Genomic DNA, 23,804 nt, shown 5'->3' with positions numbered 1-23,804 from the left:
CGGTGGTACGACGGTGGTACGCGGTGCCGGAGATCCCATCAGCTCATCTGACGCACCATCAAGACGTCGTCAGGACGATCTTCCCGAAGAGTTCGCCGCTCGCCATCTTCTCGAAGCCCTCGCGCGCCCGGTCCAGCGGCAGCACCTCGTCGATCACCGGCCGGACCCCGGTCGCCGCGCAGAACGCCAGCAGATCCTCCAGCTCGTCCTTGGTGCCCATGGTCGAGCCGACGACCTTCAGCTCCAGGAAGAAGATCCGGGTCAGCTCGGCGTGCGAGGGACGGTCGCCGCTGGTCGCGCCGGAGATCACGAGAGTGCCGCCGGGGCGCAGCGACTTGACCGAGTGGGACCAGGTGGCCGCGCCGACGGTCTCGATCACCGCGTCCACCCGCTGCGGCAGGCGGGCCCCGGGCTCGTACGCCTCGACGGCGCCGAGCTCCACGGCGCGCTTGCGCTTGGCCTCGTCCCGGCTGGTGGCGTAGACCCGCAGGCCCGCCGCCTTGCCGAGGACGATCGCGGCGGTGGCGACGCCTCCGCCCGCGCCCTGGACGAGCACCGAATCGCCGGGCCGGACACCGGCGTTGGTGAAGAGCATCCGGTACGCCGTGAGCCAGGCGGTCGGCAGACAGGCCGCCTCCTCGAAGGAGAGCTCCTTCGGCTTGGGCAGGACGTTCCAGGTCGGGACGGTGACCTGCTCGGCGAAGGTGCCCTGGTAGCGCTCGGTGAGGATGGAGCGCGGCTCGCGCGGGCCCACGCCGTGTCCGGACTGGCCGATCACGGAGTGCAGGACCACCTCGTTGCCGTCCTCGTCGAGGCCGGCGGCGTCACAGCCGAGGATCATCGGCAGCTTGTCCTCGGCCAGACCGACACCGCGCAGCGACCACAGGTCGTGGTGGTTGAGCGAGGCGGCCTTGACGGTGATCGTGCTCCACCCGGGCCGTACCTCGGGCGCCGGGCGTTCGCCCAGCACGAGGCCGTTCAGGGGCTGGTCACGGTCGATTCGAGCGGCATAGGCAGCGAACATGGCCCGAGCGTAGGACCCCACCGATGCGCGGCGGAACCGCGCACCGGTGTGACACGGGTCCCGTTTTCCGTGTTCAGCCGCGGCGGAACGGCTCCTCAGTCGCGGCGGTACTGCGCCGGGGAGTTCTTCGTCGCCGGGTCCTCGTACGAGCCAGCCTTGCCCCGGTCCACGTGGAACGTGGTCAGGGTGGTCACCGGCGAGGCCGGGTCGCGCAGGTCGCCGATGACGCGCATGTGGGCGCTGAAGCGTTCCGGGGTGACCTCGTAGACGTCGTAGCCGTAGCGGTTGCCCTCGAAGTACTTCAGGTGCGGGTTGGCCGCGCCCATGAGCGGCCCGTTGGTGGCGTTCCAGCTGGCGGAGTACGCCCCCGAGGTCACCGAGTGCGCCGTGAACTCCGTACCGACGACCGGCGAGGAGGTGTCGTCGAAGTCGGGGCGGAGGTCGTCCACGAACGCGGAGTGCCAGTCGCCGGTGACCACGACCAGGTCCTCCAGGCCGCTGCTGTGCACATGGCCGAGGACCTCGCGGCGCTCGGCGAGGAAGCCGTCCCACTGGTCGGTGAACATGTACGAGCCGCCGGGGCGGCCCCGCAGCTGGCTGAGCATGATCGAGTTGGCCCAGACGTGCCAGGCGTCCGGGGCCTTGCTGATGCCCTGCTTGAGCCAGGCCTTCTGCTCGGCGCCGAGGATCGTGCCGTCCTTGAGGTTCTGCGCCGAGCGGTACGACCGCAGGTCGAGGACGGTGAGTTCGAGCAGGCCGCCCCAGCCGCGCCGGCGGTGGATGACGGGGTCGGGCAGCGCGCCGTCGCCGCTCGCTCCGTCGCGGTGCGGCATGTTCTCGTACCAGGCCTGGTACGCGGCGGCCCGGCGCTGGAGGAACGGCGCCCCGCCGCCGGTGCCGCTGTAGTCGTTGACGACCTCGTGGTCGTCCCAGGTGAGGAACCACGGGTGGGCGGCGTGCGCCTCGCGCAGCGAGGCGTCGCCCTTGTAGAGGGCGTGCCGACGGCGGTAGTCGGCGACCGTGAAGACCGCGCCGCCCTCGTGGTCACGGACGTGGTCGGCGGGGACCCCGCCGACCTGGCCGTGCTCGTAGATGTAGTCGCCGAGGTGGACGACGAAGTCGACGTTCTCGCGGGCGATGCCGCGGTGGGCCGCGTAGAAGCCGTCGTGGAAGGCCTGGCAGTTGGCGGCGGCGAAGCGGACCTTGGAGACCGGCCCCGAGGGCGCGGTCCGGGTCCGGCCGACGCGGCTGGTGCGGCCGAGGGCCTTGAAGGCGTACCAGTAGGTGCGGCCCGGGGTGAGTCCGTGCACGGGGACGTGAACGCTGTGGCCGAGCGTCGCGGAGGCGGCGACCGTGCCGCGGGCGACGACGCGGCGCAGCGCGGGGTCGGTGGCGACGGTCCAGCGGACCTCGACGATCTCGGGGAGGTCCTGCTCGGCGGCGAGCGGCTCGGGGGCGAGCCGGGTCCACAGCAGGACGCTGCTGGGCTGCGGGTCGCCGGAGGCGACGCCGAGAGTGAAGGGCGCCGGGTCGTAGTCGGCGCCGAGGGCCTCGGCGGCCTCGCGGGCCTGGGCGGGCGAGAGGCCGGCGCTGAGCGGCCAGACGGCGCCGAGGGCGCCCGCGGCGCCGGCGGCCCGGAGCAGGTCGCGTCGGTTCAGGGTCATCGGGTGCTCCCGGTCGTGTTCAGCGTGAGCGTGATGCCGTCCGCGTAGCCGTCGTTGGAGGTGCCGCCGCCGCTGCGGGTGAGCACCAGCTGCACGCGGGCCGTGCGGGCGCCGGGCGGCACGGTGGCGGTGGCGCGGCGCTCGACGAGGCCGGTGCGTCCGCCGCGCTCGGCGGAGGTCACCGGCCCGAGGACGCTGAGGGCGAGCGGGGTGCCCCGGGTGTCGCGGAACTCGACGGAGAGCCGGGCGCCGTCCTCCTGGGTGGCGTATCCGCCGAGCCAGGCGGTGAGCTCGTACCGGGTGTATCCGGCGTCGATGCCGGCGGTCGGCAGGGCGATGTCCTGGACGAGGACGGTCCTGGGGCTGTCGCCGCCGGAGAAGAAGCGGCTGCCCCGCGGGGTGGGTCCGGGGTCGGCGGTGCCGGGGTAGCCGCCGCCGAGGGTGTAGGCGATGAGCGCCGGCGCGCCCTGGACGACCTTCCACCCGGTGACGGACCCGACGGGTTCGGCGGTGCCGCCGGGCCCGCTCTCGGCGTCGCCGTTGACGACCAGATTCACTCGTGCCTCCTGTGGTGGGGTTCGGCGCGGTGCATCACAGCAGCCCCGGGTGAACCCTGGAAGGCGCGCGGAGGAACATGACCGGTTCATGCCCGGTACGGGTTCGTGCGGGGTGCGGGGCCGGTGAAGGGTCGTTGCGGCTGCGCGCTGGGGACGGGAGCGAGAAAGCGGCCCGTAGGGCTACCCGTCGGCACCGCAACGGCGAAGCGGCCCGCACGGCTTCGTGTTCGGTACGGGAGCGGCGAAGCGTCCCGCACGGCCGCCCGCCCCGCCCCCCGGAATGGCGAAGCGGTCCGTACGCCTGCCCGCCCCGCCCCCGGAACGGTGAAGGGCCCCGCCGTCCGGCGGGGCCCTTCACACGCGCGTACGGGGCGTCAGCGGCGCGCCACGCCCTCCGCACGGGCCGCCGCGGCGACCGCGGCGGTGACGGCGGGGGCGACCCGCTCGTCGAACGGGGACGGGATGACGTAGTCGGCGGCGAGGTCGTCACCGACCACGTCGGCGAGCGCGTCGGCCGCGGCGATCTTCATACCCTCGGTGATCTTCGAGGCCCGCACCTGGAGGGCCCCGGCGAAGATGCCGGGGAAGGCGAGGACGTTGTTGATCTGGTTGGGGTAGTCCGAGCGGCCGGTGGCCACGACGGCGGCGTACTTGTGCGCGACGTCGGGGTGGACCTCGGGGTTCGGGTTGGCCATGGCGAACACGAACGCGTTCGGGGCCATGGAGGCGACCGCCTCCTCCGGGACCGTACCGCCCGAGACGCCGATGAAGACGTCCGCGCCGGCCAGGGCGCTCTCCAGGGAGCCGGTGAGGCCCGCCTTGTTGGTGAGCTCGGCCAGCTCGCGCTTGACCGGGGTCAGGTCCTCGCGGTCGAGGCTGACGATGCCCTTGCGGTCCGCGACCGCCACGTCACCGAGACCGGCCTCCAGGAGGAACTTGGCGATCGCCACACCGGCCGCGCCCGCGCCGGAGATGACACCGCGCAGGTCGCCCAGGGTCCGGCCGGTCAGCTTGGCGGCGTTACGGAGCGCCGCCAGCGTGACCACGGCGGTGCCGTGCTGGTCGTCGTGGAAGACCGGGATGTCCAGGCGCTCCTGGAGCTTGCGCTCGATCTCGAAGCACCGGGGGGCCGAGATGTCCTCCAGGTTCACCCCACCGAAGGAGGGGGCGAGCCGGACGACGGTGTCGACGATCTCGTCGGTGTCGGTGGTGGCGAGGGCGATGGGCACCGCGTCCACGCCGCCGAACTGCTTGAAGAGGATGGCTTTCCCCTCCATGACCGGGAGGGAGGCCTCCGGGCCGATGTCGCCGAGTCCGAGCACGGCCGTACCGTCCGTGACCACGGCGACGACCTGGGACTTCCAGGTGTAGTCGTGGACCAGGTCCGGCTGCTCGGCGATCGCGGTGCACACCTTGGCGACGCCGGGCGTGTACGCGAGGGACAGGTCGTCCTTGTCACGGATCGGCACCGTGGCCTGAATGGCCATCTTGCCGCCGCGGTGAAGCGCGAAAGCCGGATCGAAGGGCTCCTCCTGAGCCCCTTCCGTACCGCTGTCGCTGCGAGGATTGACGATCTCCGCTGCCATTGGGTTGACCCCTTAAGTCTTCATCATTTGAGGGTGGCCACTCCTGGTTGAGGAGGGGTGGGTGGGTCCCGCAGCCGCCGTGTCTGGCAGCCGCGCGGGCGCGCCGCACAACGCGCCCTGAGCCCCGGATGAGGGGTGTAAGGATCCTTCTTACCGGACGGACGGTACCGGCGACGAGTCCATTTCCGGGTATCCGTCTCTCCCGACCGCCTCGGCGGTGACACGACTCGTCCGCCCTTGTCGGGACACGTCCGGCAGTCAGGCGGTTTGCCGCCTTCACCTCGCCCGTATGACGAGGGGAACCGAAGATTTTCCGGTGGGAAGGTGGTGTCCCCGCAGAAGGTCCGGCCTTTATCTACGGGCGTCGCGGGGTTCGGGGGTCACCCGTTATCCGATTTTGACATGCGTGCCCCCCTGATTCGACGGGTCCGAATGGCAAGATGCGCGTAATCACACGAGGTCGCGACACCCGAAGGTGCGTGCCCGACCCGACTGGCAACTCCCTCACCCGCCGGAGGAACCCGACCATGACCGCAAGCACCACCCGCTGTACGGCCGTCGCGAAGTCCCGGAAGTCCCGGATTGCCGCGGTCGCCGCGATCGCGGTGGCGGGCTCCATGCTGCTGACCGCCTGTGGAGACCAGACCGAGAGCGGCACGAAGGAGGGCGGTGCCACCGCCGGCAGCGCCGCCCCGCTGTTCTCCAAGCTGCCCGCCAAGATCCAGAAGGCCGGCGTCATCAAGGTCGGTACGGACGCCACGTACGCGCCGATGGAGTTCAAGGAGGGCGCGAACATCGTCGGTGTGGACCCCGACGTCGCCGCCGCCATGGGCAAGCAGCTCGGCGTGAAGTTCGAGTTCACCAGCGGCACCTTCGACACCCTGCTGGGCGCCCTGCCGACCGGCCGTACGGACATCGTGATGTCGTCGATGACGGACACCAAGGCCCGCCAGGAGGGTCTGGACGACAAGGGCAAGAAGACCGGCACCGGTGTCGACTTCGTCGACTACTTCTCCGCGTCGACCGGCATCCTGGTCAAGAAGGGCAACCCCCAGGGCATCAAGTCCCTCGACGACCTGTGCGGCAAGAAGCTCGCCGTGCAGCGCGGCACCACCTACGAGCAGGCCGCCAAGGACCAGTCCGCCAAGTGTGAGAAGGACGGCAAGGCGAAGATCGCCATCGAGGCCTTCCCGACCGACGCCGAGGCCCAGACCCGCGTCAAGGCCGGCGGCGCCGTGGCCGACCTGAACGACTCCCCGGTCGCCGCGTACATCGCCAAGACCGCGGGCGGCGGCAACGACTTCGAGGCCATCGCCAACAAGTCGGACGCCGGCCTCTTCGGCATCGCCGTTGACAAGAAGAACACCGAGCTGCGCGACGCGCTCAAGGCCGCGCTCGACGCGATCATCAAGGACGGCACGTACAAGGCCGCCCTGGACAAGTGGGGCGCCGGCGACGGCGCCGTGACCGAGGCCAAGATCAACGGCGGCTCCTGACCCGCGCAGTACTGAAGGGCAGTCGCTGTGACTGACAAGCTCGACAAGGTTCCCGGCCCGGCGGACACCCCGCCGGCCGGGTCCGTCCCCCCCGAGATGATCCGCGCCATCCCCGTACGTCACTGGGGACGCTGGGTCAGCGGCGTGATCGCCGTCATCCTGCTCGCCGTACTCGCCTACGCCTTCTCTCAGGGCAACGTGCGGTGGGCCACCGTGCCGGAGAAGCTCTTCGACGGCACGATCCTCAGCGGTATGTGGAACACGATCAAGATCAGCGTGGCGTCCATGGCGCTGGGTCTGGTCCTGGGCGTGGTCTTCGCGGTCATGAGGCTCTCCAAGAACCCCGTGACCAGCAGCATCGCCTGGCTCTACATCTGGCTCTTCCGGGGCACCCCGGTCTATGTCCAGCTGCTCATCTGGTTCAACCTCGCCCTGATCTTCCCGATCCTCAACATCGGGTTCTACAAGGACGAGATGACCGATGTCATGACCCCCTTCCTGGCCGCCCTGCTGGGTCTCGGCCTCAACGAGGGCGCGTACATGGCGGAGATCGTCCGCGCGGGCATCCAGTCCGTCGACGAGGGCCAGACCGAGGCCTCGCACGCGCTGGGCATGTCCCAGACGAAGACCATGCGCCGTGTGGTGCTGCCGCAGGCGATGCGCGTGATCGTGCCGCCGACCGGCAACGAGTTCATCAACATGCTCAAGACCTCGTCGCTGGTGGTCGCGGTCCAGTACGCGGACCTGCTGCGGGCCGCCCAGGACATCGCGTCCACCTCGTTCGCGGTGATGGAGATGTTCTTCGTCGCCTCGATCTGGTACCTGATCCTGACCACGGTCTTCAGCATCGGGCAGTACTACCTTGAGAGGTACTACGCGAGGGGCGCCCTGCGCTCGCTGCCGCCCACCCCGTGGCAGAAGATCAAGGCAAACCTCTCGTCGTTCTCGAACCGCAAGGCGGTGGCCAAGTGACTGCCATGGTGAAGGCCGAGGGCGTCCACAAGTCCTACGGCCCGGCGCACATCCTCAGGGGGATCGACCTGGAGGTCGCCCCGCGTGAGGTGTTCTGCCTGGTCGGCCCGTCCGGCTCCGGCAAGTCGACCTTCCTCCGGTGCATCAACCACCTGGAGAAGATCAACGCCGGCCGGCTCTACGTCGACGGCGAGCTGGTGGGCTACCGCCAGAAGGGCGACAAGCTCTACGAGCTCAAGGACAGCGAGGTCGCGGCGCAGCGCAAGGACATCGGCATGGTGTTCCAGCGCTTCAACCTCTTCCCGCACATGACGGCCATTGAGAACGTCATGGAGGCCCCGGTCCAGGTCAAGGGAGAGTCGAAGGCGGTGGCGCGGGAGCGTGCCGTCAAGCTGCTCGACCGGGTCGGCCTCGGGGACAAGGCGGGGAACTACCCCTCGCAGCTCTCCGGCGGACAGCAGCAGCGCGTCGCCATCGCCCGGGCGCTGGCGATGGAGCCGAAGCTGATGCTCTTCGACGAGCCGACGTCCGCGCTCGACCCGGAGCTGGTCGGTGACGTCCTCGACGTCATGCGGGACCTGGCCGAGTCGGGCATGACCATGATCGTGGTGACCCACGAGATGGGCTTCGCCCGCGAGGTGGGCGACTCGCTGGTCTTCATGGACGGCGGCGTGGTCGTGGAGTCGGGCCACCCGCGCGACGTCCTGACCAACCCGCAGCACGACCGGACGAAGGCGTTCCTGTCGAAGGTGCTGTAGGCCGGTACGGACGCAGACGCACGGAAGGGGCGGTACGGACCCACGGTCCGCACCGCCCCTTCGTCATGGACGGCCCGCTACTTCACGGCCAGCACGAGGGTGTCCGAGGGCGACGCCCAGACGGCCCTGGCCTCGGCGAATCCGGCGGCGCGCAGGGTCTCGGCGTGCCACTGCGCGGAGGGGGTGTCGCCCTCGGCGTGTTCGCCGTAGATCGCGAACCGCTCGGCCGTCGGCGCGGCGAGGACCGGGTCGGCGGCGGCGAGCTGCCACCACTCGGCCCAGTCGAGCACCCCGTCCGCCCGGGCGCGGTTCATGGCGGCGTGGCGGTGGGCGCGCTCGGCGGCGTTGATCCGGGGGGTGGCGCCGTCGACCGTCCGGTCGGCGTTCATGAAGACCCCGCCGTCCCGCACGAGCGGCACGAGCTGCCGGTAGAGCGAGGCGAGCGGCCCGAGCGGCAGCCAGTGCAGGGCGGTGGCGGTGAGGACCGCGTCGTACGAGTCGTATGGCAGCGCGGACGTCCAGTCGGCGTCCTTGAGGTCGGCGCGGACGAAGCTCACCCGCTCGTCGCCGGCGAAGTGGCCCTCGGCGATGGCGAGCAGCGCGGGGTCGAGGTCGACACCGGTGCTGGTGGCCTCCGGGAACCGCCGCAGCAGCCGGTCCGTGATACTTCCCGTACCGCACGCCAGATCCAGGACGCGGGGCTCGGTGCCCACCAGCGCCTCGACCATGTCGAGCATGACCCGGAACCGCTCCTCGCGATCGGGCATGTACCACTCCTGCTGACGGTCCCAGCTGTTCTGCCAGGCCTGCCAGTCCGTGGTCTCCGCCGTCGTTTCCGCCATCGCGACCTCCCGCTCCGTAATACCCTCGAAGTACACGCGTCCGTTACCCCCGTGGGCACCGACCCTAGACCGCCTCCGTAAGGACTACAAGTGGAACTGGCCTATTACTCGGACTATGCCGTGCGGCTGGTCAACACCGAGGAGCCGGCACGCAACAAGGACACGCTCACGTCCGTGGACGCGGTGCGCGAGCTCTTCGGCGAGGCATCCCAGATGTCGCGGCGCGTCACGGACGCCGACGTGACCCGCTTCCGTTCGGTACGGGCCCGGCTGCGGGCGGTCTTCACGGCCGCCGACGCCGGTGACCACACGAGCGCCGTGGACCTGCTCAACTCGCTGCTGCTGGAGTTCCCGGTCAGCCCGCAGATCTCGGGCCACGACTACCTCGACGACGAGGGCCACCCGCGCTGGCACATGCACCTGGCCGACCACCCGTCCAACGCGACCGCCGGCTACGCCGCGATCGCCGCGATGGGGCTCGCATTCCACCTCACCGAGTTCGGCGCGGACCGCTTCGGGCTCTGCCAGGCCGCGCCCTGCCGCAACGCCTACCTGGACACCTCGACGAACCGCTCCCGCCGCTACTGCTCGGACCGCTGCGCGACCCGCGCCAACGTGGCCGCCTACCGGGCCCGCAAACGGCTGGAGAGCGAGCGGTCGGACAGCACCGGCCGCACCGACGAGAGCAGCCAGGACAGCACGGCCCCCACCGAGCGCTGACCGCCTGGCGCGAGGGGCCGGTATCTGGCCCGTACCCGCCCGAGCAGGAGATCGGGCGGCACACTGCCGAAGACCCGGCTGTCGCCGCCCTCGGCGTACGGGTTGTCGCTCTCCACCCACCAGCCGCCGCCCCGCCGCCCGGTCAGCCGCTTGACGATCCGCAGATCCTGCTGGAGCGGATGGCGCAGCACGACCACGTCACCCGGTCGGGGGGCCGCGCCGTAGTGCACGAGCAGCAGATCGCCATGGAGCAGCGTGGGCACCATCGAGGGCCCGGTCACCTCGGCGATCCCGAACGGCGCTCCCGATTCCCGCCCCTGATCCGTCATCCGGCACCTCCCAGGTCCGATCCTCCACGAGTCCCATGGTGACCCTGGACTTTTGTCCTAAGCCCAAGGGGGCCCTCGCGAAAACGCGCTTCTCACGGAGTAATGTCCCACCTGAGAAGACGATCACGAGGAAGGACAGCTCAATGCTCTCCCGCCTGTTTGCCCCCAAGGTGAAGGTCAGCGCCCACTGCGACCTCCCCTGCGGTGTCTACGACCCGGCCCAGGCTCGCATCGAGGCCGAGTCGGTCAAGGCCGTCCAGGAGAAGTACCAGGCCAACGAGGACCCGCACTTCCGGGCCCGCGCCACGGTCATCAAGGAGCAGCGCGCGGAGCTCGCCAAGCACCACGTCTCGGTGCTGTGGAGCGACTACTTCAAGCCGCCGCACTTCGAGAAGTACCCGGAGCTGCACACGCTGATCAACGACACGCTCAAGGCGCTGTCGACGGCGAAGGCTTCGACGGACCCGAAGACGGGCGAGAAGGCGCTGGAGCTCATCGCCGAGATCGACCGCATCTTCTGGGAGACCAAGAAGGCTTGATCTTTGATCATGCCCTCTGACCTGCGATTTCCTTGGTTGCAGTGTCTCGGAGTCCGCACCCGGTCCGCAGGCCGCCAAGAACGGCGTCCATGACGGTCCGGGTGCGGTCTTCTTCGCCCGGCCGTAGCTCGGCCCGGCTACTTTGACATCTTGCTTCGCCAAGTCCCCTAAATCTATTGAAGATCCACTGATCCCCTTCCAACTTCATGGTGGGCTGGCCAGATGCAGGCAGAGGATGGCCTGGACGAGACCGGTGATGCGGGTGATCGAGCACCGGACCTTGTGGAGGATCCGCCATGACGAGCGGGCACGAGACTCACGGGGCAGCCTTCGGCCCGCGGACGCTGCAGACGCGCGCCCTGACCCGTGAGGCCGGGCGGGCACGGCAGCTCCTGACTGCCGGGGAGTGGCGCCCTGACAGGGCGGACTCCGAAGCAGCAACGGCCGTCCTGGACCGCCTCGCGGCCCCGCTCCCGGCCCGCCGGGCAGCGACCGCACGGTCGCCGGCCACGGATCGGGACCGGCGGCTCCAACGCCTCCTGCGCACTACCCTCCACCACCTCGACGCAGGCGCCGTCAGCCCACCCGCAGCCGCCCTCCTGGCCGCCGTAGCCCGCGCCTTCCTGCCATGGCACGCCTACCCGAACCCACCGGGCGCGGCGGCGGCCCCGAGATACGGGACCCCGGCAGAGACGGCAGACTGCCTAGCCGTGCCACCGACAGAGGCTGGCGAGGCCCTGCTCCCCGATTTGATCGCACTGTTCACCGAGCTGGCCTCGACGAGCCCGTCCGGGACCATCCCGCTCACGCCCCCGGTCGAGCCCTGGCAGGTCCGGTACGCGGGCCGCTTCCGTCGTCATGGCAGACCTGCTCCCGAGGTCTGGACGGCCGAGACCATCGTCTGCTCGGCGTGCGGGGGCAAAGCTGGCCCGTGGACCGTGACCTGCGACTGGCACCAGGTCTCGCTGGGCTGCCCGTGCGGGGTGGTGACTCGCGAGCACGGCCTCGCCTTCTCCGAAGTCTGGCTTCTTCTACCGGACTTGTGACCAGGCGTCGCGGCCGACAGCCCGCACAACGACGCTCAGTCACATCGAACAGGTTGGAAATGGGGCTACTATGCCTGGCTCTTCCATTGCTGCATCTGGCAAAACGTATCGAAAGTCAGAGGGTGACGCGGCCCCAGGATGCGAAACATGTCGGCCAGCAACTCTTCGTAAGCGATGACGGCTCCTGCCGCATCGCCCGCCTGGCCTTGCAGCTCAGCCAAGTTGTGGCGGGTGGAGAGGGTTTCTGGGTGGTCGGGGCCGAGAACTCGCATTCGGTCAGCCAGAAGATTTGTCTGCGCGAGGAGCGCCCCCGAAACATCCCCTGCCTCCCCCTGCCAGCCAGCGAGATTACCGCGAGTTGCAAGAGTGCTTGGATGATCGGCTCCCAAGACTCGCACCTGATCAGCCAGCAGGTCTTCATAGGCGGCTACAGCAGCAGCCACGTCGCCCGCTTGCCCTCGCCTTCCAGCAAGATTGTTACGGGACGCAAGCGTATCCGGGTGATCAGGACCGAGAACTCGCAGCTGATCGATCAAGAGTTCCTCGGTGGCTGCGATAGCACCCTGCAAATCCCCCGCCTCACCCCGCCAGCCGGCGAGATTACTGCGAGTGGCAAGCGTGTCCGGATGGTCGCGGCCAAGCTTCCTGAGCCGATCAGTCAGCAGCTGCTCATAGGAGGTGACTGCCCCAACAACGTCCCCCGTTTCCCCCTGTGCCCCAGCAAGGTCGCTACGGGACGCAAGTGTGTCCGGGTGATCAGGGCCAAGCACCCGCAACCGATCAGCGAGGAGATCCTCGTACGCGCTCAGCGAGCCCACCACGTCACCGACCTCGGCTCGCCAGAACGCGAGGTTGCCGCGAGTGCTGAGTGTGCGGGGATGGTCAGGTCCCAACACACGCTCTAGATCTGTTAGCAAATCCCCAAACGCAGAGACGGCACCTACTGCATCACCGGCATACCCGCGCATCGCGGCAAGATTGTTTCGAGTGGTGAGAGTGTCTTGGTGATCAGGGCCAAGCACCCGCAACCGATCAGCGAGAAGATCCTCGTACCCATTCACAGCACCAGCCACATCACCCGCCTCCCCCAACAGGTGAGCTAGCTGACTGCGAGTGGTGAGAGTGTCTTGGTGATCAGGGCCAAGCACCCGCAACCGATCAGCGAGAAGATCCTCGTACCCATTCACAGCACCAGCCACATCACCCGCCTCCCCCAACAGTCCGGCGAGGTTGCCGCGGGTTGCGAAGGTATGAGGGTGGTCAGTCCCCAGCACTCGCAGCCGATCGGCCAACAGTTCCTCTGTTGCAGCAATAGCCCCCGAAACATCTCCGCTTTCTCCCCGCCAGAAGGCAACTTCATTTCGGGCCGTGAGGGTGTCAGAGTGGTCCGGGCCTTGGACACGAAGCCGGTCGATCAACAGTTGTTCGTACGCAGCAAGCGTTTCCGCTATGCCGCCTGCCCGTCCTCGCCAGTATGCATTCTCGTGGCGGAAGGAAAGAGTGTCAGGGTGATCTGGCCCCAATGCATCCCGAGCATCGCCAACCAAGCGTTCGAAATACTTAGCAGCTCCCTTGACTTCACCAGCCTCTCCTCGACTGCGACCAACACGGAACAACACAGGGTGGGCACTGCCCTGCCATAGGAAGCCACTACTGTGACCAATAAGTGCGTCTGCGTGCGTGCGCAAAATCAAAGCGAACGCGGTGTCGCGCTCGATCTCTGGCCATGATTCAACCAGAGCAGATGCGCTCGCAGGCACCACTTGAGGAAGACGTTTTCTACCACTCTCGTGTTCGCGGACTGCGCGCTGGATCAGCTGATGAACACGGACAGTACGGGCATTCGAGTCGTGATCCAGCAGGTTGAGCCGATGCAAGGCACGGAGAGTATCCTCGGCATCCACCTCGTCCACTACTCCACCGTCAGAAGCGCCAACCGTATTTACTTTCCCTGACATCGCACGAATAGCATTGAGATAAGATCGAACCGCAGATGTGGTCAGCACCTGTTCAGGTATCGCGCTAGCGTCCAATACCGCAGAAATTTCCATCATTGGCCGAGCCAAGCCAACAGGCCGGTAAGTATCGGCGAGCGCTAGCGAGATGTCCCATACGGCGTTAACCGTCCTAGTCTGCGCATCGGGCAGCCCACCAATATCTGGCACAAGATGAGCCAGCAAGCGGGCCCGATCAGCCAACAAGCTGCGGTATCGAGAAATATCGCGACCCGTATCAACTAGATAAGCAGCTGCTTGCGCAAGGGCCAACGGGAGGTGTCCCAAGTCGTCGGCCAGGGCAGCGATCTCGCCATCGCTGTCGCCGCGTTCAGGGCACCCTGGGCGGACAAGGGCTCGACGTAGGTAGGCGGCAGACTGGTCGGGCGTGAACAAACAGACCTGCAGAAGCCTGCGAGTCTCTGTGCTCCAAGCCGCGTCTCGACTACGAGTAGTTACCAACACCCGCCCCACCGAAACTTCTGGCGGCCAAAGTCCGGTGAGAGTGCTAGGTGCTGTTGCATCGTCCAGCACTACCAGCCACCGCCGTGCTGTAGTCCGCAACCAGGCCAAGAATCGCTGCGCAGCCTGGTTCGCGTCCAGCCCGGCCGCGCCCCCGGGAAGCACTACTTGCGCGGCCAATGCGTAAGCATCAGTGATCGCTTGTTGGTTGGTTGCATTGACCCAGAGGAGCAGCTCAACAGCCCTCGATCCCGACCCGTTGCCCGGGACTCCCCCGTCCCCGCCTGCACCGTGCAGATCGCCTTCGAAATGCAAGGCGGTGCGCGCGTACTCTGCGGCCAATTGGGTCTTGCCGACCCCTCCAGTACCAGTGATGACTAGACACCACTCCGACGTCGAGCTGTCTTCCAACTCCTCGACGAGCTGCTCAATCTGCGGGCGGTGCTGGTAATAGCCTGCTTGAGCCGGGACGACCCCAATCAGTACAGGCCAGGTCGGTTCCTGCCATGGCGGGGCCTCCTGCACGATCTGGTGTTCGATGTAGATGGCTTTGCTGCCATCACCGAAGGCGTTGCCCTTGATATCCCGGCCAGCGCCCAGCGCACCATCGCCTCGCACTCTGACCCGGCTCGGACTGGATTCGACGGACATCGGCGCACGACCGGCTGAGTGGGAGAGTTCAGGTCCTCCGTCAGAGACACCCGGCTCCTGCGGCGAACTGCTCGCCTCATTGATCTGTCTCCGGCGCCATCGAGACGGAGTCATCGCACCTCACTGTCATCACCGATGGCATTGCCGCTTATGTCCCCACCCGCAGCAACCGCACCTTCACCACGCGACTCGACATTCGGGGCAGGAGTGACCGGGTTCGTCGGTGATGTGGCAGGAGGGGCAGGTACTGGACTGGCGCTAACCTTGCTACTGGCGCCGATGGCGTTCCCTGCGATGTTGCCACCTGCCGCTGCAGCGCCGTGCCCGTACGCCCGCACGGTACCTCCCGGGGCCTGAAGCAAGGCGTACACACTCAGCACGAGGCCCACGAGTGCCACAACGGCTCCAACCACACTCGCCGTTCGATCGGCGCTGTCCAAATCCACAAGTACGGCGATGAGCACTAGCCCAACCACCGCCACGCCGCACATCGCTGCCATCGCCCACATCACTCTGCGTCTGGCCTCTGGCATGTGACGCACCCCTCCGCACTTACTTCTACATATGGGTAGGCAAGCACCGTAGCGCCCGTGAACTGCGGGACATGCCGGACTACCGAGATCCACTGTGGCGCAGTCCAAGGGCGCCCACCTGCCCCACGGGGACAATTGAAGTCGATGAGTCGGGCAGCATGGCCGATCCATTGCAGAAGACGCAGTTTCTCGGCTTGTCACCAGCGGTTCCGCACATCTTCGCTAGCCCATTCTGCTACGAAGACGGGAAGCGATAGGCACGACTCATACCGTTTGACCTGTGGTTTCCTTGATCCCCTGACCTACCTGCCCGCATTTGCTCCGCAGCCCGCAGAGCACGGCGTCCATCACGGACCGGGTGCGGTCTTCTTCGCCAGGCCACAGGTGGGCATAGATCCGCAGCGTCATGACGGCGGACGCGTGGCCGAGGACGAGCTGCACCTGTTTGACGCTCGCCCCGCCGGCGATGAGGGCGGAGGCGTAGAAGTGACGCAGGTCGTGGGTCACGATGTGCGGCAGCTCGACGGGCCTGCGGCCCTCGCGCTCGGCTGCCTCGTTCTCCGCTTGCTGGAGCGCCTTGCGGGTGCCGTTCCATTCGGTCTTCCAGCGGCGGTAGTTGAGAGGCTCGCCCTCGTCCATCGTGAACAGCCACTCCTTGGAGGGGCGTGCGGCGAGGTGCGTGAGGAGCGCGTCGGTTACGACCTCACCGACCGGGACGGTACGCCGGGACTTGGCGGTCTTCGGCGGCCCGATCTTCCCGGACTGGAGGCGCTGGCGCTCGACCCGGATGGTGCCCGCCTTGAAGTCGACGTCCGACACCTTGAGGCCGAGCAACTCACCTATACGCAAGCCTGATCCGGCGAGCGTGACGATCGCCGCGCGGATGTACGGCGGCATCACGCGGGCCATGGCCTCGACCTGCACGACCGTGGGCGGGGTGACCTCCCCGTCCGGCATGGGCGGGAGCGTGATCCGGCGGCAAGGGCTGGACGCGATGACCTTGTCCTCCACGGCCGCCGTCATGAGGCGTACGAGGACGTCGTAGACGTTGCGAACACTGCCGGGGCCGAGCTGTTCGGACAGGCTCTTGAACAGCACCTGGAGGTCGTTGCGGCGAATTGCCGCCATGGCGCGGGAGCCGAGCGCCGGGACGAGGTGGAGCCGGAGCGCGTTGTCGGTGATCCGCTCGCCCGCCTCGCTGGCGATGAGCGACTCCTCCCACTTCTTCGCGTACTTCTCGAAGGTGATCCGTCCGGCCTGCGGGTCGACGTACTGGCCCGTGACGATGCTGGCCGTGACCTCGTCGAGCCAGCGCTGGGCGTCGAGCTTGCGATCGAAGTGGCGAGCGTGTTCCTTGCCGTCGAGGTCGCGGTAGCGGGCCCGCCATTTGCCGTTGGGGCGCTTTTGGATGTTGGCCAAGTGGCTTCTCCCTTGGGTTGGTTATCGGTAGTAGCCGCCGCCCTCGATGTACTCGGTGAGGGTGCGGGCGTCGCGCTCCTCGCCCATGAGGCGAAGGCACTGCTCGTGGATGGCTCGTGAGCTGTCGGGGCGGGCCTGGATGTGCTCGGCGATACCGACGACGGCTTGGTGCAGGCGGTCCTCGGCGTCGCGTGTCTCGTAGTACGCCTCGACGGCTTCCTGGACGAGGCGTCTGCTGTCGAGGTCCAGCCCTTCCAGCGGCGGGGACATCAGCTCTTCGAGGGGCAGCTCGAAGACGCGGGCGAAGGCGAGGGCTTCGTCGACGTTGATGCGACGGCGTGGAGTGGCGTTTTCGATGCGCCAGACGGCGGTCTGGTTCATCTTGACGCCGGCCTTGGACACCCGGTCCGCCAGCTCGATCGTGCTCCACCCTCTGACCTCGCGCTCAAGCGCCACCCGCGCGGCGATATTGCCCTCGCTGTAGAGCAGTGGCACATCGCCGCCGTCGTGCTTGTCGCCTGCCATCACGCCTCCGCCACCGTCATCACTTTCCAAATTGTAACACGACCTATCCGATTTGGTTAACCGCCGATCGTCGGGCACACTTTCATGCAGATTGAAACGCCGTCTAGTCGATTAGGAATGCATGCGATACCTGACCACCTCCGAGGTCGCCGAGCGCTACCGCACCGCCGAGAGCACCGTCCGCTACTGGCGCCAGATCGAGAAAGGCCCGCGCGGTATCAAGATCGGTAAGCGAGTGCTGTACGCCGAGTCCGAGCTGCTGCGCTACGAGCGCGCGCTGAGTGACGGCCGGGACGAGTGGGGTCTGGCCTCCTGAGCCGTCGGAGGCCCCGGACACGGAAACGGCCCTCGGCGCGCCAACGCCAAGGGCCGAAGAGTCCCCCGCGCTTCGCCCATCCCCGAACGAACAAGCCGGTGAGGGGCTGGACCTTGCCCGTCCTGCCCCTCACCTGAGAGGAACGTCTATGGAGGACTCTACGTCCCCCACCAACCCGAATACGGTCCCCAAGGCCAGCTGGCCCGAGGTCGCGGTCCCCGGCCAGGGCATCCCCGGGCGCCGCGGGGACGAGCACTCCACTGATGCGGTGCCAGGGGACCATCCCCACAATGCATCCGGTCCCCTGTCGCCTCAAGCCACGGTCCCGATATCCGCATCCGGTGCAAACGGGCTGGCCAGCAGCGTCCCAACGGGGACCGGTCCCCAAGACGCAGGAGTTGCACCAGGGGACCGCAATGGGGACCGGGACAACGGCCCTCACCTGTCACCGCGGACCGACGCCCCCGTAGAGGAGGCCGAGCGACACGAGACCGCGGCCATGGATGACGGGACAGGCACCGGAGGCCATGAAGGCGCGGGGACCCAGGTTGCTGCTGACGGGGTCGCGCTGCTGGACGAATTGCGGGCAGCGATCGGCCGGTACGTCGTACTGCCCAGTGACGAGACGCTGACCGCGGTCACCCTGTGGGTGGCGGCCACGCACATCCAGACGGCTCTGCAGCACGCGCCGCGTCTGGCGGTGGTGAGCCCGACGAAAGGCTGCGGCAAGTCCCGGGTTCTGGACGTGCTCCACGAGACCGTGCACCAGCCGATGATGACGGTGAACACCTCCCCGGCGGTCATCTTCCGCGTCATCGGCAAGAACCCGCCTACCCTGCTGGTGGACGAGGCGGACACCATCTTCGGCCCCAAGGCGAGCGGCGACAGTGAGATCCTGCGCGGCCTGCTGAATGCCGGGCACCAGCGCAATCGGCCCGCCTGGCGAATCTCCGGTCCGGAGCACAAACCGACCCCGTTCCCCACCTTCGCCATGGCCGCCATCGCGGGGATCGGTGACCTGCCGGACACGGTCATGGACCGGGCGGTCGTGCTGCGGATGCAGAAGCGCAAGCCGGGCGAGAAGGTAACCCCCTTCCGCTCCCGGTATTCGGTGCCCGAACTCAACGCGCTGCGTGATCGGCTGACTGCCTGGCTGGGCCCGCTACGCGGGCAGGCTGCCCGCATGGTGCCTCAGATGCCGGTGGAGGACCGGGCGGCGGACACCTGGGAGCCGCTGGTCATCATCGCTGACCTGGCCGGCGGCCACTGGCCCGCTCGCGCCCGCGCCGCCTGCCTGGCCATGACTCGGCACGAGGCCGTCCAGGACGAGCAGTCCAGCCTGAAGACGCGGCTGCTGCGTGACATCCACCGCATCTTCGCGCAGGCCGACAACCCCGAGGCCCTGGCCACCCAGGATCTGGTCGCCGCTCTGATCCAGGACGCCGAAGCCCCGTGGGCGGAGCACGGCACCAAAGGGCTGAACGCCTACCACCTGAGCAACCTGCTGCGGGACTTCAACATCAGCCCGGCCAACTACCGATTCGACAAGGGCAGGCAGGCCAAGGCGTACATGCGCAACCGATTCCTGGACGCCTGGGCCCGCAACTGCCCTGACCTCGTCGAGGCGGCGCCCGAGCCCGAACACGTCGCCGCCCCTGCCCGCATGGCGCAGGGCAGGCCGCCCGCCGCCCCGGCGGGAGCGCTGCCTGTCGGCCCGCCCGGTGGCCCCGTCGGCACCAAGCGCACTCTCTGAACCCACCGGGGTCCGTATCACTGCGTCGCATCCGTCCCCGCGCAGGTCAGCGCGGGGACGGACTCTCTAGCCGGGACGGAGTTCTCCGTACCTGCCCGCGTGTCCGTACCTGCGCTGACCAGGCATGCGACGGATGCGACGGACGTGACACAGCCCTATCCCCCTCTGCACCGGAGCACCACCATGCACACTGCGAACGACACGAACCCCTCTTCTTCCCGCCGCTGGGGTTGGTTCAGCCGGGACCGACGAACAGCAGCAAGCTGGAGCGAACGAGCCCCTAATGGGGCTTCGTCCGCGCTTGCCCCCACCTCTGGGGTGGCGGAGGGAGAAGGGGCCGGGCGCCAGCGGGCGCCCGAGCCTGAGGAGGGAGTGAGCGAGCCGCGCACCATGTCTGCCGCCGACGGCGCCAAGCAGCCCGTCGCCGACTCCGTCACCCCACACGTCGAGCCGTCCGCCGAGGCGCAAGCTCCCGCCGCCGTCGAACAGCCGTCGTGGCGCCAGCCCGACGCCCCCGTGCTGCCCTCGCGGATGAACCGCAAGCGCACCACTGAGAAGCGCGACCAAGAGAAGAAGATCCGCTTCACCCCGACCGCGGTTCGCCTCATCGACGCCGAGGCCAAGCGGCGCCGCCAGAAGTTCGCTGGCTTCGTCGGCGACGCCGCCCTCGCCGTCGCGCTCGGCAAGGCGGGAATGGTCGGCAGCCCGGAGGACGACCCCATCCGCCCGCTGGTGGAGGCCATCGAAGCGCACGCAATGGCCCTGAACCGGATCGGCACCAACCTCAACCAGATCACGACAGCCATCCACTCCGGCGCGATACCCGAGCGCACCGAGGCCGTCCTCGACCGCATCGAGCAGGCAGCCCAGGCCAGTTACGCACTTATGGACCGGCTCCTGGCGGAAGGGGCCGGTCATGGTTCCTGACGTCTCCACCGGCTCCAGCACGCTCGGCCTGATCAACTACCTCTTTGGCCAAGGGCGGCGGGATGAGCACACGGACCCCCACATCGTGGCCGCCTGGGACATGGCCGGCGCCCCTGACCCCGGCCGCGACCCTACCGCCACCTATACCCAGCTCGCCCGGCGCCTGGACCACCACGTCGACCTGCGCATCCGGGAACTCGGCGGAAAGCAGCCGCCGCAGCACGTATGGCACTGCCCCGTGCGCACCGCGCCGGGCGACCGCTACCTCACCAACCCCGAATGGGCCGAGGTCGCCCGCCGCGTCGTCGCCGCAACGGGCATCGCCCCCGAGGGCGACGAGCAGGCGTGCCGATGGATCGCTGTCCGGCACGCCGAAGACCACATCCACATCATGGCCACCACCGTCCGCGCTGACGGCCGCCGCCCCCGTACGAACCGTGACGGCTGGCGGGCACAGCGGGAATGCCGCAAGATCGAGGTCGAGTTCGGGCTGCGCCGCCTGAAGTCCGGCGACCTCACCGCCCCGCGCACGCCCACAGGCGCCGAGCGCGCGAAGGCCGAGCGCCAGGGCCGGGATGAGACCGCGCGGGAGTGGCTGCGCGAGCAGGCGTACGCGGTCGCCGCCGCCGTACGCAGCATCGACGAGTACTTCACCGTGCTGCGCTCCCTCGGCATCCAAGTCAGGCCGCGCATCGGCCCCGAGACCAGCGAGGTCACCGGCTACAGCCTGGCCGCGCCCGGCGACACCGCCCAAGGCGAGCCGGTCTGGTACGGCGGCTCAAAGCTCGCCCCCGACCTGTCCTACAACCGCCTCTGCGAACGCCTTCCCACCCAGGACCTGGCCGACCGCCCTCAGCAGGTGGCAGACCCGGCCGAACCGTGGCACCGCGCCGAAACCGCCATCCGCAACGCCCAAGCCATCCTCGACTCGGGCGACGACGCAGTGGCCCAGGGGTATCTGGATGCCTTCGGCGACGCCCTCCACAACCTGGCCCTCGCCACCAAGGGTGGGCACCAGGCCGAACTGCAAGCAGCAGCAAGGACGTTCAACCGCGCCCGCCGCTCGGCGATCCTGGCCGACCACCAGGCGGCCACCGCCCTGCGGGAAGCCGCCAAGGAACTCGCCTACGCCACACACGATCCGGGCGGACTCGCCATCGCCTTGATCTTCGCCGCGCTCCACGTGGCGCGCGCCGCCGCCAAGTGGCATGAGCAGCGCGGCCACGAACAGCAGGCCGCAGCGGCCGAAGAAGCCTTCCGCCACCTGTACGCCGGTTACCAGCAGGCCGCCCAGCCAGTCCTGGCGGATCTCGCCCGTCGCGCACCGCGCGCCACAACCGCCAGCCGATTCGAGCAGGACCTGCGCGCAGTCCTCCCCGACCACGCCGACCGTGTCCTCGCCGATCCCGCCTGGCCAGCCCTGACCACGACCCTCGCCCGCGCCGAGACCGCCGGCCACAATCCCCGGCGCCTCCTGTCCGAGGTCGGCACCCGGCGGGAACTCGATAGTGCCGAGCATCCCGCCGAGGTCCTCAACTGGCGCATCACCGCTCAACCGAACAGGCGCGCTCAGGCAGCACGTAGGCAAAGCACCATCAGCGGCACGACGTCCATGTCCGCCGCTCCACGTCCTCCGGCCACACCAGTGAACATGACGCCCGAAGAACGTGGTCGGCACCGCTGAACCCGGTCGGATGCCCTCGCCATACAGCGCGGCGGGGGCATCGACTGTTCTGCCACGGCTTCGCGTCAGGCTGCTTCTGTTCCGCTCGGAGCAGCGGGTGCACCAGTCCGCACGGCGAGCAGCCGCCCGGCCCACGCTCGGACTTCGGCCAGGTGTTCAACCTGCAGCCCGGCGTGGGGATCAGGTTGTACCAGCAGGGTCGCCGCGCCACGGGCGGTGCGCTCCGCAGCCCAGGAGTGGTCGAGGTCAGTGAAGTCGTCGTCGATCCACACAGCGGGGGCGTCAGCCAGCCACGCGTCGACGTAGTCGCGCTTCCACAGGTAGCCATTGGGGTGGCTGGTTGTGATCTTGGGGCGCGGGAGATCGACGTGCGGCAGGGGTGGGAGACCGAGGAGCGGTCCGATCAGAGTGGCGGCGTCCTGGCGCCAGCTGGTGCACCAGACTGGCGTGACCATGCCGGTACGGATCGCTTCCATGAGCATGGGGCCATGGGCGGGGTTGAGCCAGATGGTGACCGGGTCGTCGGCACTGCGGCAAGTGGGGACGACGTCGTGGCGGGCGTGCGTGGCTGGGGTCGAGCCCTCCGCGTCGGGGAAAGGTATGAGGACGCCGTCGATGTCGAGGAGCAGGTAGGGCGAGCGCATGGGTTTCTCCCAGGGGAGCCGGGGTGAGGGTCAGAGTTTGCGCGCGGTGATCAGCAGGGTGGTGGGCCAACGGCCTCCGTGGCGGGCGTCGTGGAACTCCTGGGCTGAGGTGAGCCAGAGGCCGGCGCGGTCGAGGTGTGTCTCCCAGCGGCTGGCGTCGAAGTCCCAGCGGGCGATGGGTAGTCGGGTGCGGTCAGGGAGAGTGACGTAGTCGCGGCGCGGCCGGTCATCGGTGGCCGGGCGGAGGCCCCCGCGCTGCGGGTGGGGTACGGAGAAGGCGAGAGTGCGGCCGGGTTTGAGGTGCTGGGCGATGGCCGGGAGCAGGAGTTCGGGGGCGACGAGCCCAATGGCGCCGAAGACGGAGTAGATGGCGTCGAACTGCTCGTCTGAGGCTTGTAGGTAGTGCAGGGCATGGCCGGCGACGAAGGTCAGGTTGCTCAGTCGCCCGTAGTGCGAGCGGGCTCGGCGGACCTGGAGGCCGACGAGGTCGACGCCGGTGACCTTGGCGCCGTAGCGGGTGGCGAGGTGGGAGGCGTTGTGGCCGGGGCCGCAGCCGAGTTCCAGCAGTCGTTTGCGGCGCAGGTCCGGGCCGAGGATCTCGGCGCCGGGCCCGGTGCCCGGCCGCGTGGTCCACTCCATCCGCGCGGGGACCGAGAGTGGCTCGGCAGGGTTTGCTGTGGTGCGCTGGAGGGCGTGGACGTACCAGGGGGAAGCGTGGGTGAGCACCTAGACCTCCAGCAGGTGGAGGACGTCAGTGAGGTGGCGGCGTACGGCCTTGATGTAGGCGGGGTCGGTGGCCGAGTCGTTGATCCAGCGGATCGACTGCTCCATGAACCACTCGACGGCCCACATGCGATGCCAGCCCAGGGCCCAGTTCTCGGCGGTGAGCCCGCCGCGCCGGTCGAGGGCGTCGGGGGTGCCGCCAGCGGTGACGTACTGCTCCAGGAAGACCCGCAAGCGTACGGGATCGGGGGTGTCGAGGGTGCCGTGCCAGCTGGCGAGGTCGAGCAGGCCGGGGCCGGTGAAGGCGCGGGCGAAGTCCAGCAGCCGCCAGCCGTGCCTGCTGATGTGGAGGCTGGTGGGGTGGAACTCGGAGTGCACCCAGCCGAATGGAGCCACTGTGGCACCGGCCGAGCGGTTCTCGGCGGCCTGGGCGATTCGATCGAGCGCGTCCTCGATGTCGTCCGCCTCTTGCCACCGGTCGGCCTTGCGGAGTCGGGCGTAGTGCTCCAGGGCCCGGTCCGGCAGCGTGCGGAGCCGGGCCTGGTCGAGCACGGGCAGGGCAGGTGAGTATCCCCTCGTAGCGTGGAGCCCGTGATTGCAGGGGAAGTTGGGATTCATGGGGTCCAAGAAGAAGCCGCCG

22 protein-coding genes are annotated in these 23,804 nt (G+C 68.6%); 10 read left to right on the top strand and 12 right to left on the bottom strand.

The features are described 5' to 3' along the window. Positions 1-58 precede the first annotated feature (58 nt). The 4 genes from IEZ01_RS13785 to IEZ01_RS13770 all read right to left on the bottom strand — a co-directional run bounded on the left by IEZ01_RS13785 (position 59) and on the right by IEZ01_RS13770 (position 4,831). Positions 59-1,024 (bottom strand): zinc-binding dehydrogenase, encoded by a 966-nt coding sequence (locus IEZ01_RS13785; RefSeq protein ID WP_028797968.1) that lies wholly within the window; start codon positions 1,022-1,024, stop codon positions 59-61. Positions 1,025-1,119: 95 nt separating this feature from the next. After that, a complete protein-coding gene (locus IEZ01_RS13780; protein WP_189201885.1) occupies positions 1,120-2,688 on the bottom strand; it encodes an alkaline phosphatase D family protein in 1,569 nt (522 codons plus the stop codon). After that, positions 2,685-3,245, bottom strand: a complete 561-nt coding sequence (locus IEZ01_RS13775) for a phosphoesterase (protein WP_189201883.1) — start codon at positions 3,243-3,245, stop codon at positions 2,685-2,687. The genes IEZ01_RS13780 and IEZ01_RS13775 overlap by 4 nt, the downstream gene beginning before the upstream one ends. A gap of 374 nt (positions 3,246-3,619) precedes the next feature. Then, positions 3,620-4,831, bottom strand: coding sequence for an NAD(P)-dependent malic enzyme (locus IEZ01_RS13770; RefSeq protein ID WP_019889372.1), 1,212 nt, complete (start codon positions 4,829-4,831; stop codon positions 3,620-3,622). Positions 4,832-5,358: 527 nt separating this feature from the next. On the opposite strand from IEZ01_RS13770, the gene IEZ01_RS13765 reads away from it, so the two are divergent. From IEZ01_RS13765 to IEZ01_RS13755, 3 genes are read left to right on the top strand one after another with little or no spacing between them, the layout of a single operon-like run. Next, the gene (locus tag IEZ01_RS13765; protein ID WP_019889371.1) at positions 5,359-6,327 is read left to right on the top strand and encodes an ABC transporter substrate-binding protein; all 969 of its coding nucleotides are present in this window, start codon (positions 5,359-5,361) and stop codon (positions 6,325-6,327) included. 27 nt (positions 6,328-6,354) lie between these two features. Next, the gene (locus IEZ01_RS13760; RefSeq protein WP_019889369.1) at positions 6,355-7,299 is read left to right on the top strand and encodes an amino acid ABC transporter permease; all 945 of its coding nucleotides are present in this window, start codon (positions 6,355-6,357) and stop codon (positions 7,297-7,299) included. A gap of 5 nt (positions 7,300-7,304) precedes the next feature. Further along, positions 7,305-8,057 carry an amino acid ABC transporter ATP-binding protein gene (locus IEZ01_RS13755; protein WP_019889368.1) on the top strand — a complete coding sequence of 251 codons (753 nt, stop codon included), beginning with the start codon at positions 7,305-7,307 and terminating at the stop codon, positions 8,055-8,057. A 77-nt stretch (positions 8,058-8,134) separates the two neighbouring features. Here IEZ01_RS13755 and IEZ01_RS13750 read toward each other — a convergent pair whose 3' ends face one another. Next, positions 8,135-8,899 (bottom strand): class I SAM-dependent methyltransferase, encoded by a 765-nt coding sequence (locus IEZ01_RS13750; RefSeq protein ID WP_189201881.1) that lies wholly within the window; start codon positions 8,897-8,899, stop codon positions 8,135-8,137. A 90-nt stretch (positions 8,900-8,989) separates the two neighbouring features. On the opposite strand from IEZ01_RS13750, the gene IEZ01_RS13745 reads away from it, so the two are divergent. Then, positions 8,990-9,619, top strand: a complete 630-nt coding sequence (locus IEZ01_RS13745) for a CGNR zinc finger domain-containing protein (protein ID WP_019889365.1) — start codon at positions 8,990-8,992, stop codon at positions 9,617-9,619. On the opposite strand, the gene sodX is transcribed toward IEZ01_RS13745, so the two are convergent. Further along, positions 9,523-9,948, bottom strand: a complete 426-nt coding sequence (gene sodX / locus IEZ01_RS13740; protein WP_028797966.1) for a nickel-type superoxide dismutase maturation protease — start codon at positions 9,946-9,948, stop codon at positions 9,523-9,525. The genes IEZ01_RS13745 and sodX overlap by 97 nt on opposite strands. A gap of 143 nt (positions 9,949-10,091) precedes the next feature. Here sodX and sodN point away from each other — a divergent pair, with 143 nt between their 5' ends. Further along, a complete protein-coding gene (gene sodN / locus IEZ01_RS13735) occupies positions 10,092-10,487 on the top strand; it encodes a superoxide dismutase, Ni (RefSeq protein ID WP_019889364.1) in 396 nt (131 codons plus the stop codon). Between the two features lie 710 nt (positions 10,488-11,197). Next, positions 11,198-11,533: a hypothetical protein gene (locus tag IEZ01_RS34890; protein WP_229832936.1), complete on the top strand. Its 336-nt coding sequence runs from the start codon at positions 11,198-11,200 to the stop codon at positions 11,531-11,533. A 68-nt stretch (positions 11,534-11,601) separates the two neighbouring features. Here IEZ01_RS34890 and IEZ01_RS13720 read toward each other — a convergent pair whose 3' ends face one another. From IEZ01_RS13720 to IEZ01_RS13710, 3 genes are all read right to left on the bottom strand, one after another. Further along, positions 11,602-14,640, bottom strand: coding sequence for a tetratricopeptide repeat protein (locus IEZ01_RS13720; RefSeq protein WP_189201877.1), 3,039 nt, complete (start codon positions 14,638-14,640; stop codon positions 11,602-11,604). A 797-nt stretch (positions 14,641-15,437) separates the two neighbouring features. Beyond that, positions 15,438-16,592: a tyrosine-type recombinase/integrase gene (locus IEZ01_RS13715; RefSeq protein ID WP_189201875.1), complete on the bottom strand. Its 1,155-nt coding sequence runs from the start codon at positions 16,590-16,592 to the stop codon at positions 15,438-15,440. A 21-nt stretch (positions 16,593-16,613) separates the two neighbouring features. Further along, the gene (locus IEZ01_RS13710; RefSeq protein WP_189201873.1) at positions 16,614-17,117 is read right to left on the bottom strand and encodes a helix-turn-helix domain-containing protein; all 504 of its coding nucleotides are present in this window, start codon (positions 17,115-17,117) and stop codon (positions 16,614-16,616) included. A 121-nt stretch (positions 17,118-17,238) separates the two neighbouring features. Here IEZ01_RS13710 and IEZ01_RS13705 point away from each other — a divergent pair, with 121 nt between their 5' ends. From IEZ01_RS13705 to IEZ01_RS13690, 4 genes are all read left to right on the top strand, one after another. Next, the gene (locus tag IEZ01_RS13705) at positions 17,239-17,433 is read left to right on the top strand and encodes a helix-turn-helix transcriptional regulator (protein ID WP_189201871.1); all 195 of its coding nucleotides are present in this window, start codon (positions 17,239-17,241) and stop codon (positions 17,431-17,433) included. 499 nt (positions 17,434-17,932) lie between these two features. Then, a complete protein-coding gene (locus IEZ01_RS13700) occupies positions 17,933-19,186 on the top strand; it encodes a DUF3631 domain-containing protein (RefSeq protein WP_229832934.1) in 1,254 nt (417 codons plus the stop codon). 318 nt (positions 19,187-19,504) lie between these two features. After that, positions 19,505-20,113 (top strand): MobC domain-containing protein, encoded by a 609-nt coding sequence (locus IEZ01_RS13695; protein WP_189201869.1) that lies wholly within the window; start codon positions 19,505-19,507, stop codon positions 20,111-20,113. After that, a complete protein-coding gene (locus IEZ01_RS13690) occupies positions 20,103-21,797 on the top strand; it encodes a relaxase/mobilization nuclease domain-containing protein (RefSeq protein WP_189201867.1) in 1,695 nt (564 codons plus the stop codon). The genes IEZ01_RS13695 and IEZ01_RS13690 overlap by 11 nt, the downstream gene beginning before the upstream one ends. Before the next feature lie 65 nt (positions 21,798-21,862). Here the strand turns inward: IEZ01_RS13690 and IEZ01_RS13685 are convergent, their stop codons facing one another. The 3 genes from IEZ01_RS13685 to IEZ01_RS13675 form a co-directional block, all read right to left on the bottom strand. Next, the gene (locus tag IEZ01_RS13685; RefSeq protein ID WP_189201865.1) at positions 21,863-22,441 is read right to left on the bottom strand and encodes an HAD domain-containing protein; all 579 of its coding nucleotides are present in this window, start codon (positions 22,439-22,441) and stop codon (positions 21,863-21,865) included. Between the two features lie 30 nt (positions 22,442-22,471). Further along, entirely contained in the window at positions 22,472-23,167 is a 696-nt protein-coding gene (locus IEZ01_RS13680) for a class I SAM-dependent methyltransferase (protein ID WP_189201862.1), read from the bottom strand. Then, a partial coding sequence (locus tag IEZ01_RS13675; protein ID WP_506417160.1) for a phosphotransferase family protein occupies positions 23,168-23,804 on the bottom strand: 637 nt, incomplete at its 5' end. It abuts the gene before it with no gap.

Source organism: Streptomyces purpureus, assembly GCF_014648195.1.
GTDB lineage: Bacteria > Actinomycetota > Actinomycetes > Streptomycetales > Streptomycetaceae > Streptomyces > Streptomyces purpureus.
The sequence above is the reverse complement of the archived record's forward strand: the minus strand, read 5'-3'. Positions and strand labels throughout refer to the sequence as shown.

What these genes read in the sequence shown, in the direction of transcription:
- IEZ01_RS13785 (WP_028797968.1), bottom strand. Translation starts at nt 1,024, where the DNA reads ATGTTCGCTGCCTATGCCGCTCGAATCGACCGTGACCAGCCCCTGAAC.
- IEZ01_RS13780 (WP_189201885.1), bottom strand. Translation starts at nt 2,688, where the DNA reads ATGACCCTGAACCGACGCGACCTGCTCCGGGCCGCCGGCGCCGCGGGC.
- IEZ01_RS13770 (WP_019889372.1), bottom strand. Translation starts at nt 4,831, where the DNA reads ATGGCAGCGGAGATCGTCAATCCTCGCAGCGACAGCGGTACGGAAGGG.
- IEZ01_RS13765 (WP_019889371.1), top strand. Translation starts at nt 5,359, where the DNA reads ATGACCGCAAGCACCACCCGCTGTACGGCCGTCGCGAAGTCCCGGAAG.
- IEZ01_RS13755 (WP_019889368.1), top strand. Translation starts at nt 7,305, where the DNA reads ATGGTGAAGGCCGAGGGCGTCCACAAGTCCTACGGCCCGGCGCACATC.
- IEZ01_RS13750 (WP_189201881.1), bottom strand. Translation starts at nt 8,899, where the DNA reads ATGGCGGAAACGACGGCGGAGACCACGGACTGGCAGGCCTGGCAGAAC.
- sodX (WP_028797966.1), bottom strand. Translation starts at nt 9,948, where the DNA reads ATGACGGATCAGGGGCGGGAATCGGGAGCGCCGTTCGGGATCGCCGAG.
- sodN (WP_019889364.1), top strand. Translation starts at nt 10,092, where the DNA reads ATGCTCTCCCGCCTGTTTGCCCCCAAGGTGAAGGTCAGCGCCCACTGC.
- IEZ01_RS13720 (WP_189201877.1), bottom strand. Translation starts at nt 14,640, where the DNA reads ATGTCCGTCGAATCCAGTCCGAGCCGGGTCAGAGTGCGAGGCGATGGT.
- IEZ01_RS13710 (WP_189201873.1), bottom strand. Translation starts at nt 17,117, where the DNA reads ATGGCAGGCGACAAGCACGACGGCGGCGATGTGCCACTGCTCTACAGC.
- IEZ01_RS13705 (WP_189201871.1), top strand. Translation starts at nt 17,239, where the DNA reads ATGCGATACCTGACCACCTCCGAGGTCGCCGAGCGCTACCGCACCGCC.
- IEZ01_RS13700 (WP_229832934.1), top strand. Translation starts at nt 17,933, where the DNA reads ATGGATGACGGGACAGGCACCGGAGGCCATGAAGGCGCGGGGACCCAG.
- IEZ01_RS13690 (WP_189201867.1), top strand. Translation starts at nt 20,103, where the DNA reads ATGGTTCCTGACGTCTCCACCGGCTCCAGCACGCTCGGCCTGATCAAC.
- IEZ01_RS13685 (WP_189201865.1), bottom strand. Translation starts at nt 22,441, where the DNA reads ATGCGCTCGCCCTACCTGCTCCTCGACATCGACGGCGTCCTCATACCT.